At 50.2% G+C, this 13,662-nt stretch carries 12 protein-coding genes; 4 read left to right on the forward strand and 8 right to left on the reverse strand.

Annotation, left to right across the window (positions count from 1 at the left end; genetic code table 11):
- Positions 1 to 116 precede the first annotated feature (116 nt).
- From B9Y58_RS12545 to B9Y58_RS12570, 6 genes are all read right to left on the reverse strand, one after another.
- Positions 117 to 1,451, reverse strand: coding sequence for an ATP-dependent 6-phosphofructokinase (locus B9Y58_RS12545; protein WP_073057491.1), 1,335 nt, complete (start codon positions 1,449 to 1,451; stop codon positions 117 to 119).
- A 172-nt stretch (positions 1,452 to 1,623) separates the two neighbouring features.
- Positions 1,624 to 3,495: a sensor histidine kinase gene (locus tag B9Y58_RS12550; RefSeq protein WP_073057494.1), complete on the reverse strand. Its 1,872-nt coding sequence runs from the start codon at positions 3,493 to 3,495 to the stop codon at positions 1,624 to 1,626.
- Positions 3,483 to 4,208 carry a response regulator transcription factor gene (locus tag B9Y58_RS12555; RefSeq protein ID WP_072801161.1) on the reverse strand — a complete coding sequence of 242 codons (726 nt, stop codon included), beginning with the start codon at positions 4,206 to 4,208 and terminating at the stop codon, positions 3,483 to 3,485. The genes B9Y58_RS12550 and B9Y58_RS12555 overlap by 13 nt, the downstream gene beginning before the upstream one ends.
- A gap of 21 nt (positions 4,209 to 4,229) precedes the next feature.
- Positions 4,230 to 5,027 carry a hypothetical protein gene (locus B9Y58_RS12560; RefSeq protein WP_073057497.1) on the reverse strand — a complete coding sequence of 266 codons (798 nt, stop codon included), beginning with the start codon at positions 5,025 to 5,027 and terminating at the stop codon, positions 4,230 to 4,232.
- A gap of 79 nt (positions 5,028 to 5,106) precedes the next feature.
- Positions 5,107 to 6,504, reverse strand: coding sequence for a COG3014 family protein (locus tag B9Y58_RS12565; protein ID WP_073057500.1), 1,398 nt, complete (start codon positions 6,502 to 6,504; stop codon positions 5,107 to 5,109).
- Positions 6,505 to 6,605: 101 nt separating this feature from the next.
- Complete coding sequence (locus tag B9Y58_RS12570) at positions 6,606 to 7,139, reverse strand: PEGA domain-containing protein (protein WP_073057503.1); 534 nt, start codon at positions 7,137 to 7,139, stop codon at positions 6,606 to 6,608.
- A gap of 120 nt (positions 7,140 to 7,259) precedes the next feature.
- Between B9Y58_RS12570 and B9Y58_RS12575 the strand changes: the two genes are divergently transcribed.
- Positions 7,260 to 8,945: an ABC-ATPase domain-containing protein gene (locus B9Y58_RS12575; protein ID WP_073057506.1), complete on the forward strand. Its 1,686-nt coding sequence runs from the start codon at positions 7,260 to 7,262 to the stop codon at positions 8,943 to 8,945.
- 17 nt (positions 8,946 to 8,962) lie between these two features.
- Here the strand turns inward: B9Y58_RS12575 and B9Y58_RS12580 are convergent, their stop codons facing one another.
- Positions 8,963 to 10,204 (reverse strand): hypothetical protein, encoded by a 1,242-nt coding sequence (locus B9Y58_RS12580; RefSeq protein WP_073057509.1) that lies wholly within the window; start codon positions 10,202 to 10,204, stop codon positions 8,963 to 8,965.
- Positions 10,197 to 11,030, reverse strand: coding sequence for a TIGR02147 family protein (locus B9Y58_RS12585; RefSeq protein ID WP_073057513.1), 834 nt, complete (start codon positions 11,028 to 11,030; stop codon positions 10,197 to 10,199). The genes B9Y58_RS12580 and B9Y58_RS12585 overlap by 8 nt, the downstream gene beginning before the upstream one ends.
- 203 nt (positions 11,031 to 11,233) lie before the next feature.
- Here B9Y58_RS12585 and B9Y58_RS12590 point away from each other — a divergent pair, with 203 nt between their 5' ends.
- The 3 genes from B9Y58_RS12590 to B9Y58_RS12600 are packed head-to-tail and all read left to right on the forward strand — an operon-like array spanning position 11,234 to position 13,309.
- Positions 11,234 to 11,791, forward strand: coding sequence for a flavin reductase family protein (locus B9Y58_RS12590; RefSeq protein ID WP_073057516.1), 558 nt, complete (start codon positions 11,234 to 11,236; stop codon positions 11,789 to 11,791).
- A gap of 27 nt (positions 11,792 to 11,818) precedes the next feature.
- Entirely contained in the window at positions 11,819 to 12,454 is a 636-nt protein-coding gene (locus tag B9Y58_RS12595; protein ID WP_233247961.1) for a hypothetical protein, read from the forward strand.
- Between the two features lie 15 nt (positions 12,455 to 12,469).
- Positions 12,470 to 13,309, forward strand: coding sequence for an MBL fold metallo-hydrolase (locus B9Y58_RS12600; protein WP_073057518.1), 840 nt, complete (start codon positions 12,470 to 12,472; stop codon positions 13,307 to 13,309).
- Positions 13,310 to 13,662 lie beyond the last annotated feature (353 nt).

The following is a 13,662-nucleotide window of genomic DNA, read 5'->3' on the forward strand; positions in this document are numbered from 1 at the left end:
GCGAATTAACACCTTATCTTCTTGTTTAAGCATTGCTTTTTGTTTCCTCTTTTTTGATCCAAACATCTCATTCGTGGTTTCGGCGCGTTGCGCCGGGTCCAGAATGCCGCTAGGGATTACTTCCCCTTCCCCTTACCGGAGAAGTAGTCCTGCTGGCGTGTGATGCCGAGAACGGCGTGCCAAAGCGCTCCGTTCGGGTTAATCTTCTTGCGTTCGCTGACGGCGTATTCGATAGGCACGTGCGAGAAGGCGTTGTTCATGCTGCCGACGACCATGTCGGTCTTGCCTGCCATGCCGGCGTGTACGGCGGCTTCGGCGAGCTGGAAGCAGAAAATGGCATCGGTGCCTTGAGCCGGAATGCTACGAACCATGTAGCTCGGGTCAAAGTACTTGATGTTTATTTCCTTGCCGACCTTGTCGAAGTGTTCCTTGATTTTACGCGTCAGGAATTCGCCAATATCGTTCTTCAAAATATTGCCGCTCGCGTCCTTGCGCTCTGGCTGATCCTTGAACAGTTCCTGCCCGGCGCCTTCGGCAACAACGATCACGGCATGAGTCTTGCCGCTGCTGTAGCGGCTCTCTAGAGCCTTGAAGAGACCGTCAAGCGTAAAGGGTACTTCGGGTACCAGACAAATGTTCACGACCGTTGTAGCGAGCGCTGCGTAAGCGGCAATAAAGCCGGAATCGCGGCCCATGAGCTTCACGAGGCCAAGGCCGTTAAAGGCGCCGTTGGCTTCGTTGTGGGCGCTGGTAATCACGTCGGTTGCACTGAGCACTGCGGTTTCGAAACCGAAGGTGCGGTCAATTAGATTCAAGTCGTTGTCGATCGTCTTCGGAATGCCAATCACCGAAATGGGCTGGTGACGCTTCTTGACTTCTTCAGCAATATCGTGGGCGCCGCGGAGCGTACCGTCACCGCCAATGCAGAACAGCACGTTAATGTTGAGGCGCATCAAGGTGTCGACCATGACCTTGGCGTCCTGGTTTCCGCGGGAACTTCCGAGAATGGTACCGCCGTCTTCCTGAATGGCGTCCACCACGTCGGGATTCAGGATCATCGGGGAATATCCGTAGGCCGGGTTCAAACCGCGGTAGCCGTACGGAATGCCGAAAATGTTCCTTACGCCGTAGTCGAACCACAGTACCTGAACAAGACCCTTGATTACGTTGTTCAAGCCTGGGCAGAGTCCGCCGCAAGTCACGATGCCTGCGCGAGTCCAGGCGGGGTCGTGGAAAATCGTTTCGCGAGGGCCGGCCGCTTCGAGCGACGGAATCGCCTTTCCGCTTTCGTGGAATTGCTGGATTCGGCCAATGTCGGCCGTAAGGCTTACTCGGTCAGACTCCGACACAAACGGAACGCCCTTCATGGGCGATTTTAAAGTTCCCTTGCCAACAGTTTCAATGGAAAGGTCGTACTTCTCCGGATTATTTAGAATGTCTTCCTGAGTCATGACATGCTCCTCGTTTTGCCTTTAGAATACATCTAGGCATCTTAAAAAATACTAAAAAATAGAGGGGTTAGTAGTACAATTTAGTTTAGATAATTGTTACTTAAAACGCCCCGGGTTAAATCCGAGGCGTTTTTTACAATGCTTGTTAAATAAAGTTCAAATTATGAAATGACTAAATGTCGAGCGGCGGGAAGTGTATCTTGGTTCTGAGACCCGGGCCAGCATTTTCGATTTCGATTTTCATGTTGGTGAGCGTGCAGAGCTTTTTCACCATGGAAAGACCGATACCGGTTCCGCTTGTAGAACGCGTCATTTCGTTTTCGACACGGTAGAATTCCTGGAACACCTTCTTCATTTCAGAGGCCGGAATGCCCGGGCCGTAGTCACGTACGGCAAGGTACATGTCACCGTTGTTCACGCGGAGCTCGATGCTGATCATCTTGTAGCTTGCATTCTTCGAGAACTTGAGCGAGTTGTCCACCAGGTTCATCAGAATCTGCATCACGGCGTCGCGGTCGATCAAGAGTGCTACGTTGTCTGCATCGGTGTCGGTCGAAACGGTGAGTTCAAAGCCTTGCTTTTCGATGTTCTTGCTGTAGGTTGCCACGAAGTCGTCAAGGACAGCCTTCGGACGTTCCTTACGGAGCTGCACGTTCCAGCGGTTGCCATCGAGCTTAGACAAATTAAGCACGTTCTGAATCAGGCGCGAAAGTCGGTCGGCTTCGCTTGCGATCTGACCGTAATAACGTTGTTTCTTTTCTTCGCTTGCAACCCAGGAATTCTGTAGTAGCTCGGCGTACATCTTGATAGCGGTAAGCGGAGTTTTGAGTTCATGGGTAATCGCTGAAACAAAGTCCTGACGCTTGGCGGCAAGGGCCACCTTGCTTTGGGTAAAACGGTAAATGGTAATCAGGCAGACTGCCACCACGATTAGAAGAATCAGACCGCTAAACAGAATCGTCATGTCGGCAGAGCCGCTCACTTCGCTGGAATACATCTTGAAGACGATCTTGTCGTAGGGCGGCGGTAGCGGACGCTTGGTTCTCAGTTCGTATTCGGCGTTGTTCTTGCCGATGGTCAGGAGTACGGTGTCTTCGTAGACCAGTTCAATGGCGTAAGGCAGCTTGGCATAGGCCAGCTGTTCTTCCTGGGTCATGTAGTTCAGGTAAATCGCCTTGTCTACAACGAATCCCTGCACAATCGGAAGCATGCCTATATAGATCGTGCGGAAGAATACGATATAGTCCGACGTCATCCGGATTTTCAGGTCGGTAATGTTGACGTTGGTATTGCTACCGGTGAATACGGGAATATCGGGAGCGATAGTCGTGTCGTTCTTGGCCGTTTCTGCCATGTAGGTCAGTGCTTCTTCTTCAGAAGTGAGTTCTACACGGGTCGGAATCTGCAAGTCCGGGATTTCGTCGTAAAGTTGGTCAATGGCTTCGGTGGAGTCCACGGTCTGTACCGTGCGCTTCGGAAGCCCGTTCCGAATATCAAGCTTGATTAGCAGGTACTGAATCAAGTCGCGAGTTTTCTTGCGCTGTTCCTGGTCGTCGAACGAGAAGTTGTCCCACATGGATTTTCCGATACCGGTACTGGTGTCGGGGTAGAACGGCGTCAGGAGTTCGCCGCTGTGCGAAATCTGGAAATGCCCGAGCAATCCCTTGCGGCACTGGCGGTACAGCGAGTCGAAGTCGCAGTACGGTCCGCTGGAATCCGGGAACGAGAAGAACTCCGAGAAAAGTCGGCTGTTACCGCCAATCACCGTAATGGAATTCAAGATACCGTAGTCTTTGTAGGAACGGCTGTTTTCAATATTAAAGTCCGACGAGAGGCGCAGGCGCAGGCTTTCGTAGGCGGCGTCGATCCGTTCTTCTATTTTCTTTTCTTCCAGGGCAGCGGACTGCTCGTAAGTCTTGATGAACAAGATGGTCAGGGGAATTGCAATGACCAAGAAAATGGAAATAAACACCAGGCGTTCGGTGATGATTGCCTGGTGCTTTTTGATATACGAAAGAGCTGCTTTAATCTTTACTTGTCGCATTCAGGAGCGGAACGCATCTGGTAGCCTTCACCGCGGAAGGTCACCAAGAGTTTCGGATGCGAAGGATCGTCTTCGATTTTCTTGCGGAGCTTGGTAATGTGGATGTCCACGGTACGGGTGTCCACAGAATCAGCATTTTCGTAACCCCAGACCTTGCGGAGCAGTTCGGAACGGGGAACGGCGTGGTCGCGGTTGCGCCACAGGTATTCAAGAATTTCGATTTCCTTACGGGTGAAGGCGAGTTCTTCGGTGCCACGGGTACCCGTGTATTCACGGAAGTTCACGCGCAGACTACCGGCAATGAGCTTGCCTTCGTTTTCCATGGTCTGACGGCTGCGACGGAGCACTGCGTCAATACGGGCCAGGAGCATCGGAACGGAGAACGGCTTCGGAATGTAGTCGTCTGCGCCGTACTTGAGGCCGTTGATGATGTCGTCATCGGCGTTCTTAGCAGAAAGGATGATAATCGGGAGGCTCTTGTCTTGTTCGCGGATCTTGTCGCAAACGGTGAAGCCGTCCATGCCCGGGAGCATGAGGTCCAGAAGAACGAGGTTGTACTGCTTGGTGAGGGCTTCGGCGAGACCGCTTTCGCCGTCGGCGCAATGCTTGACATTGTAACCGTTCAACTTGCAAAGGTCGATCAGGCCTTCAGCAATGGCGATTTCATCTTCGATGATAAGAATTTTGGTGGTGCTTGTATTTTCAGTCGTCATTTATTTTACCTGGGATTATGATTAAATTGCAAGGCCGATACCGACTTCTGCGGTCATGTTGCCGGCGTCGATTTCTTCCGGATAGTCACCGCCAATGTAGTATTTGAAGTTGGCGTAAGCGGCAATCGGGATAATCGGGAGCTTGGCGCGGGTACCGATAAGAATGTGACCGCCGATGCTGGTCTTAAGACCTTCGTCAAGAGCCTTGTCCTGAATCTGGACCTTCATTTCCTGACCTTTGGCCTGGAGAGCCTGGGACTTGGCTGCATCGTCCATAGTCGGGTCTAGAGCGATAGCCGCAACTTCTTCGAAGGTGTTCGGCTGAATGAAACTTGACGCGAATTTCTGGTTCAAGACAAAGGTGTTCAGGTGGTAAGAAAGACCGCCGCCGATATAGGGGCGAATAATCGGCAAGAACGTAATCGGGTAGGTGATAGAAAGGTCTCCGGTCATAGCGACAAACTTCGGATTTGCCTTGCCGAACGGGGTGCCGCCCAGTTCAATTTCGAGCGGAATCTCGGTCTTGGCCGAGGTCGGGTCTTCGACCCAAAGAGATGCGTCGTAGGAGCCGAACTGGATGTTCAAGGTGGCTTCGATATCGATCACGGGGAGAATATCGACCCATGCCTTGAAACCGAAACCTTGCATTACGCCGTCAAAGCCTTCGTGGCTGAGTTCAATCTTGTCGGCGATGGTAGCCGGTTCAGCGGCTTTCATCTTGGTGCCAAAACCGGGGGCATAGTGGAAGCCGACGCCGACAATGGCGAAGGACTGGGTGGCGAGCAATGCGCCAGCTGCGACTAAAGCTTTTAAGTTCATATTTGCTCCTTAAACTTTGCCTTTGAAATTACATTAATATTTCAAAAAGCGGATGTTATTTTTTCATAAAATACTAAAATCAGTCAATCGAGGGAACGACGACAATTTTTTTCTGCCCTTTACCGACCTTAATTTTGCCCAACTTGTAGTCCCCGATGACTCTTCCCTGACCGTCCAGAGCAGAAATGGTCACGTCGTGGTCCCCGGCATCGACCGGAATGCGGGTCACGTTGATGGTGTTGGGCATGAATAGACCGATACGTAGGTCTGCCTGTTCCAACTGGCTCTGGCCCACGTCTACGGCGATGTTTTTCACGAGGTCGAAGATCCCGTTGCCCGTGTTGGTCGCCTTCTTGGCCTTTTGGGCGGCGATTGTGCGGAGCACTACGCGGGTAATGGTACGGACCGCGGTGGTCGCGTTCTCGTCTTTCATGTTCTGCTCGAGTTCGGAATCAATATTGGCCACTTTTTCGGGCGTGACGCGCATGGTTCCGTCCAGATTTACGCTGAACATGCTTGTGCGCTGGGGCAATTCCTTCTTTTCGGGAAGGGCGAACCCGACATGGAATGTATTGCTGCCGGCACCTGCAACAGGGGGTGCGAAAACGGTAAACGTATTGATTTTTCCGGTCTTGCCGTCTTTATAGGTGAGGTTCATGGCGGTGCCGCTCACATAGGTGCCTGACAGGTACATTTCGCCCAAAATGGGGCTGTGGCCAGCGTAACCCACCACGATGATTTCTTGGCCCTTGGTGCGGGCGGCCGTTGCCTTGGGCGTGCTCGCGAGCGCTTCGGTCTTGAGACTCTTCAGGTCGTCTGCGCGGTCCATTTTGGTGAGGCTTTCATTGATGTATTCCCAGACTTCCTTGGGCATCTTCACATTGCCCTCTTCAAATGCCTTGGCAGCCTTCAGGTAGGCGATGGCGGCATCGTCTTCTTCGCCGGCCATATCGTAAACGATGGCGCTCAGGTAACGCAGCCAGCCGTTGTCGTTCACCTTTTCCTTGTCTTTCTGGTAAAGGGCTTCGGAGGCGATTTGAGCCCTACGGACTTCTACCAGAGCTCCGTCCAGATCGCCGATGGCGAGGTAGTTCAAAATCTGGTACTGGTACATCATCAGCACTTCAAAGGGGCGTGCCCTGTAGGGGCGAATATTATCGTTGGTGACAATAGCTGCGGCTTCGTTCGTGACAGACTTGGTGTACAGGTCTTCGTAAATCTGTTCGGCCTGTGCAAAGTGCTTGATGCTTTCTTGGTTCTTGCCGGCGTAATGGTAGAGCATTCCCTCGTCAAAATGGTAAAGGAAGGCACTCTTCTCGCCGTAAAGGTCTTCTTTTTTCTTTTCGATTTTTGCAATCGTGCCTTCGAAACCTTCTTTTTTAAGGACGGGGGCGAGCGTTTCGTAACGAGTCATGGACTTGTTTGCGCAAGAACAAAGAATCAAGGAAAGTATTGCGAAAAGAACTAGGCGTTTCATGTTTTCTCCAAAAAAGACGCTGCGTTAAATATAAATAAAACGCCCCTCCGGTTTTGCCGAGGAGCGTTGCTAAGCCTTCGAGAGAGAACGCTTTCGCTAAATTATTTCTTCTTTTTGCCAGAAGCGTCGAGAGTAATTTCGACGGTTTCTTCACCCTTCACGGTCACGAGGGCTTCGGCAGACTTGCGGTTGGAACATTCGGCGCGAACCACGTGGTCGCCGGCATCGAGGTTGTTGATGGTGAGTGCGGCACCGTCGGTCTTGTCGGCGTTGTCGCCGTCGATGTAGATGAGGCACTTGCCCGGAATGGTGGTCACCTTGATAGCACCCTTAGGAATCTTGGTGCCGAAGTCAAATACGTTGCGCTTGTCGTTACCCGGCCAAATGTTCACGCGCTGGTTCACCAGTTCGTAACCCTGGTCAATCACCACGAGAGTCTGGCGGCCAGACTTGACACTTGCATTTTCGATCGGGCTCTTGCCGAGAGGTTCGCCACCGAGGAACACGTCGCTGTTAGGCGGGTTGGTGATGATAGTGATGGTGGCTGCCTTACCGCGAGGAGGTGGGTCGTCGTCAGCGACGGCGACGGTAAAGAGGAATGCGACCAAAAGCGCAAAAACGTAAAGCTTTTTCATGGATTTCTCCTGTTTGTTTGTTCTAAAAATATAAAGTTTTTATGGAATTTAAATTTTTTTTATGAAAAAGTTTGGATACCTTATTTATTAATCTGGATTAAAAACTACTTTTCAGTACATATGAAAGCCCTTTACCAGAAAATTCGCACTTTAAACGGCAAAAATTACGGTCTGTACAAGTCTCTGGCAGATAAACCCTGGGATTTTGGCGACTTTGCGCTGGAATTCCTGCATGTGCAGGGCGACCCGTATGCACCGGCCTCTAGAGTCATGATCAGGGCGAATCTTTCGATGCTCGGTTACGCGGGCGAATGGGGCGGCTCTTTTGAACGTCGCTTGGCGTTGAGCGATTTCTTGCACCGCAAGCTTTCGCGACTGGTTAAAGAAAAGTATCCCGATAAGGACGGCGCAATCGTATTCGATACGGCTGGACCCGAGATGCTGGTGCGAAATTCACTGTGGATCGATAACGGCGAACTCCGGGCGTGTCTGCAGGTAAGGCTCCCGGGCGAGGGCCGCAAGATTCAGGCCGAAGCCGCTGCCGAAATTTTGACGATGGTTTTGCCGGACTTGGTGTCGGCGGGGCTTTATTACAGCAAGTCCGATGAATCGGTTTTGCAAGATTATTACCGCGTGCTCGCTGAACGCAAGGCGATTCTTGCCGAACTTGAAACCCGTGGGTTGTGTGCTTTTGTGCCCGACGGTGCCATGCTTCCGCGAGCATCGGGCTTGAGCGAATTGCCACTCGAAGGCGCGGTGCCGTTTACCGCTCCCGAACAAATGGCGGTGACTTTGAACGTGTGCGGTCGCGAAATTCGCGGCATGGGAATCCCGAAGGGAATCACCGTGATAACAGGTGGTGCCTTCCATGGAAAGTCGACGTTGTTGCAGGCCTTGACCCGCGCGGTCTACCCGCATATTCCGGGCGACGGCCGCGAAGGAATCGTGATTGATGAATCTGCACTCCGTGTGGGCGTCGAAGACGGCCGCAGCGTGCGCGGTACAGACTTGTCGATGTTCGTACGTGACTTGCCGGGCGGCGTTTCCACTAAGAATTTCAATACGCTTTCGGCGTCGGGCTCAACAAGCGAAGCCGCGAACTTGCTCGAGGCTATGGAAGCGGGGGCTGGCACTTTCTTGATCGACGAAGATTCCTCGGCGGTGAACTTCTTGATTCGCGACATTCGCGTGCGCAAGCTCTTGGGCGATGACCGCGAACCGCTGATTCCCTTGACTGACCGCATTCGTGAAATTTCGGCGCAGGGCTACAGCTTTATTCTGGTGGCAGGTGCCTGCGGCGACTACCTCGACCTTGCCGACAATATCGTCATCATGGCAAACTACAAGGCCGAATGCGCAAAGTCTTCGCAGTCGCCGGAATCGCAACAGTCTACAGTCGCGGTCTCAAGCGCGCGCCCGTTTGTAGGCTACATACAACCTTTGCAAAAATCTGTGCGCCCCACCTCTGCGGTCGAGCGCCAAGTCAAGGTAAAACTTTCGGGCGATACTTTGTTGCAAATTGGGTTCCTGGTGTCCGACACTTCGCGCCTCAACACGCTTGTCGACAAGCAACAGCGCTTGGGTGCGGGCTTTGTGCTTTTGAACCTGCTGCAGAACGCCGCCAGCAATTCGGAATCGTCCGATGCTAGCGCTGATTCTGTCGCCGCGACTATCCGGAAACTTTACGAAAAAATCCAGAACGTGGGCTTCCGCAATCTGCCGCAGGGCATGAGCCGCGAAATGAGCCTCCCGCGTGTGGTCGATATTGCCTGCGTGGCGTTCAGACTGAGGGAAGGCTCTAGGTAACTAAAGGATTTTTAGCTTTAAAAGTTTTTGTAATCGTTATCGCACAGGCTTTGCTGTTCGCTGACAATTGTCTCGAAAGGAATGCCTGTAAAATTCTTTACCGCACATGCTACAGCGACCTTTTCCGCATAAGGATAGTAGTCATAGAAAGATCCATTATTCGCTTCGCATTCTGCCTGGAATAAATTCTTGACCGTTTCTACGGAAGAGCCGATTTCGCCATACGCCAAATAAGCGATAGAATTGTCAGAGGTGAGAAGCATAGTCGTTTGAAGAGTTCTAAATGAACTGGTGATTACTGAACGAATCAAACCAGTTTCCTCTTTATACTCCTCAATTGTGCAGAAATTGGGATCGTCTTCTTCGGGGATAGTGTATCTTTCTTTTGGCGTTGTGAAATTATATTGCGCGTCGTAATTGATGAAACGCGTCATTCCATCAATTGGGTCTGTCGTGGATTTTTGCGGAAAAGCTTTTGCAAGGCTGTCCAAGATTGTTCGCTCTTCATCGGAGACCTCTAGGTTTTCGGTGTTGGGCGCAATGATGAATTTTCTGTCTGAATTTGCCTTGATGTTGGAGTCGGGTTCCGATACCGGCAGGTCATATTCTGTTGAGTCTACGCCGTCGGCTATACTGCCGCAAATTTCGTTGGATTGTTTTGTAAAATCCTCTATGATGACATTAAAATCACCTATACTATCTGTATTCGTTGCGAAACAGAATACCTTTAAATTGCCGTTGTCGTTGCATGCGGCATCCTGTGAGACAACAGTCTTTCCAATAGAGCATGATTCCTTAAATGATTTTAAAATATCCTTGCATGCATCACCAAAGTTTCTTAGCCACAGAGTTCTTTCTGTAGTTTTGCCATCTGCAATGCTGATTTTGGCGTCGTATTCTTTTGTGCTAGCGTATTTACCGGCAGAACAGGATGCGTGCGCTCCATTTTCATCACCGTAAACAACGACTTCGCCTTGGGCGATTTTCTTTCTTGCCGTAACCGATGTGGTGAAAACGATGTCCTGTTTTGCAATTGCTTCGTTATTCGAAGAACTGCTGTTGATTTCTTCGTCTGCCGAACTAGTAATTGCGTTGTCCGAGGAACTTGTTGTCACCTTGTTCGAAGAACTGCTGTTTTCGGCGGTCGCATTCGGAATAGTCGTGGAGCCCGCAGTGGTAGGGCTGTCCGAGGAGCAGGCTGCCAGCGCAATAAGGGCAATTGCTCCCGCCATGTAGAAATTTTGTTTAATGTTAAGCATGGCTTTCTCCTTCAATCTTATTTGTGAAAGGGAAAAGTTGAAAATTCAATCCGTAGACTTGATTTAGGTTGTCGCTTTCGTTTGCGATGGCGGCAATCTTCTTGGCGCAAATGTTGATTTCGTCAACAATTCGTGAATAGGTTTCTTCGTTAACACCGATCGTCATTCCAGTAAAGTAGCGCTCGCTTGCGTTGTATCGGTCTACTGCACGCACGGCCATGCTGCCCATTTCCTTGTGCATTTCGCGAATGGCGATCGGGAGGGCTTCTGGCGAACCGACGACTGCTTTTTCAGTTTGCGAATAGACTTTATCGCCGTCTTTCTTGAGGAATCCTGCTTTCACTAAGAAAGCGAGAATGTCGCGGATCTCTTCAGCCGAAACATACTCTTTGCATTCGTCGGCGATTTTTCGTGGCTGAGCGTCGGGCATCATGGGGGCAAGTTCACGAATGACGGGGTATTTCCAGGATTCGTAGTACTGGAATGCATCGCTATCGATAACGCGAACCTTGTGCTCTTGGGCAATCCTTGACATTTCCAAGAAAGCTGTTTTTTTGACGCTATCCTTTATGGCATTTCCGAAAATAACGAGTTGCTCAAAGTATTCGGCTTCGTGACCAATCAACCCCATGGCTTTGGCAACTTGGGCTGTTTTGACCTTGCTCAGTTTGCTTTTGCCCATGCAAACCAGTTTCAGGTAGTTTGAAGACGAAAAACCGGCATTCTTGCTGAATTCACGCCACGAAAATGCTCCGCTTTTTTTGCGGGAATCGTAGTAATCCTGCATAAATGCGTGGTAATCTCTGTATTCGAGGACCGACTTCATATTTATAAAACTAGATTCTGCAATTACAAAAGTCAATGTTCTTATAACACAAAAATCGCTGAATTTTACGAAAATCGCCGATTTTTAGCCGGTTAATTCAAGTTTTTGATTCTAAATAACACACTTTGTGTTATAGAGAAAAATAGCGATGAAATCAGAAAATTTTTATATCTTGTAAATCAAGAACTTAAAAGGAGTAAACAATGCGTAAAGATCTCGGTGTTAAAGCTTACTTGTACCCGCAGCCTACCTTGGTGATTGCGACGTATAACGAAGACGGTTCTACGAATGCCATGGTGGCCGCTTGGGGCTCCATTAGCGATACAAACCAGGTGGCTATTTACGTGGCGCACAGCCATAAGACCATGCCGAATATTTTGGCCCGCAAGGCGTTTACCGTGAGCATGGCGACGGCAAAGAACATCAAGGCAATCGATTACTTGGGAATTACGTCGGGCAATAAGGTCGCCGACAAGTTTGCTCATTCGGGCCTGACCTCTGTCAAGAGCGCTCATGTGGATGCCCCGCTGATTGCGGAACTTCCGCTCGCATTGGAATGCAAGTTCGTAAGCTACAACGAAGATTCGGAACTTTTGCTCGGGGAAATCGTGAATGTGTCTGTCGACGATTCCGTACTCGATGAATCCGGCAAGCTCTCAGTTGAAAAGCTCGCGCCGGTGTGCTACGATTCTGCAGGCCATGGATACTACGTGATGGAACGCCGCGTAGGCAACGCCTTTAGCGACGGAAAACTACTTTAAAGAGCGCTTGGGCAAAAAGGAGGCTCAATGAAATTTTATTTAGGAAGTGCAATTCTTGCGCTTGCTTTGCTCGCCGCATGCAGTGACGATAATTCTAGTTCGCCAGCACCGGAAAGTTCTTCTGCCCAGGAACTCGGCGGTTCCGAAGTTGTTTCTAGCAGTTCTGGAGAAGCCGTTTCGAGTAGCTCCGAAGCTGTTCCGGAATCAAGTAGCACAGAAATGGCGCCGGAATCAAGCTCCGAAATCGAATCTAGCGAATCTTCTGCGGATACTGTATGGAATAGGGCGGCCCTTACATGGTATACATCTTGGCCGGAACCCGGCAGCGAAGAATGTGAAGACTATAATGGCTGCACCTGGGCGGGTTGGTTTGCAGGTCTCGAAGATCAGCAGACCGAAGAATGGGTTAGCGAACATAACATTATCGCCATTCATGAAAAAGACTGGGATACGTACAAATTAAAGACCTTTAGACTTCGCAAGGGTGGCTACACGATTGATGCCGTAGTTTACGACAAGTGCGCCGATAGCGACTGCGATGGTTGCTGCACCAAGAATGCAGGCAAAATCGGATTCTTGATAGATATCGAAAGCTACACTCGCGCTCGTTTTAATAACTACGGTTCTGGTGTTGTTGAATGGACCTGTCTTGACTGCGAATAATCCGGTTTTTGTAATATGAAGATTCAGGTCCTGATAGATAACATTGCTAGTTGTTGTGGCTTCCGCAAGCTCTTTGGCGAATGGGGTTTGTCGGTGTATGTGGAATTCGAGGGCAAACGTTACCTGCTTGATACGGGAGCGTCGCATTTGTTCGCGAAAAACGCGGGCGTGATGGGCGTGGACCTTTCGAAGATTGATATAGGTATTTTGAGTCACGCACATTTTGACCATAGCGATGGCATGGCTAAGTTCTTTCATGCGAACAAGACTGCTCCTTTTTATTTGCGCAAGGGTGCGGGCGAAAATTGCTACCATACACACAAATTGCTGGGCCGATTTACTTACCACGAATACATTGGAATTCACAAGGGCTTTTTAAAGCGCTTTGCCGACCGCATCTGCTTTGCTGAAGGCGATATGCAGATTGCGCCTAATGTTTACCTGGTGCCGCATAAGACACCGGGCCTCTCTGCGATTGGCGAGCGAGCGCATCTTTCTGTTAAAGAAAACGGCAAGTATCGCTATGATAGTTTTGATCACGAACAAAGTCTCGTATTCGATACGCCTAAGGGCTTATTTGTCATGAACAGTTGCAGCCACGGTGGCGCAGATAATATCGTAAAAGAGATTGAGGCTACGTTCCCCGGCCAAAAGATTTATGCGATTCTCGGCGGATTCCATTTGTTCCGCTATAAAGATGAAGTCGTGCGCGCCTTTGCCGAGCGCCTGCGCGAATTGGATGTCCAAAAGATTTATACCGGGCACTGCACCGGAAATCGTGCGTTTGAAATCCTGCACGAAGTTCTGGGCGACCGCGCCGAACAGATGCGCTGCGGTATGACTATCGAGCTTTAGTGTTCTTTAAATGCCTTTTATGAAGGGCAAAACGGTTTTTTGCTAGCGGCGTTTCCATAATTATGTTTATAGTGTGTTGATAGATTGTGTCGCGCATGGGCGGAATACCGTTATTTCAAAAAAATCGAAAAAAAAGTGAAATTTTTTGCCTTAACCCCTTGACGGACACGGCGTAAAGTTCTATAATTGGCCTCACCCGCGAACGAAAGGGTTCAAGCCCAAACGAACGCGAGACGGAGGCCCGCGAGGCCGCCGGGAAGATTGAAGGAATCGGAGATGTGCTTAGTGACGGGTCCAAGAGATTTCTTGGAATAGTCAATAATACGAACGTGATTAACGGGACCAAGACTTTA

This window comes from Fibrobacter sp. UWB15, assembly GCF_900177705.1.
GTDB lineage: Bacteria > Fibrobacterota > Fibrobacteria > Fibrobacterales > Fibrobacteraceae > Fibrobacter.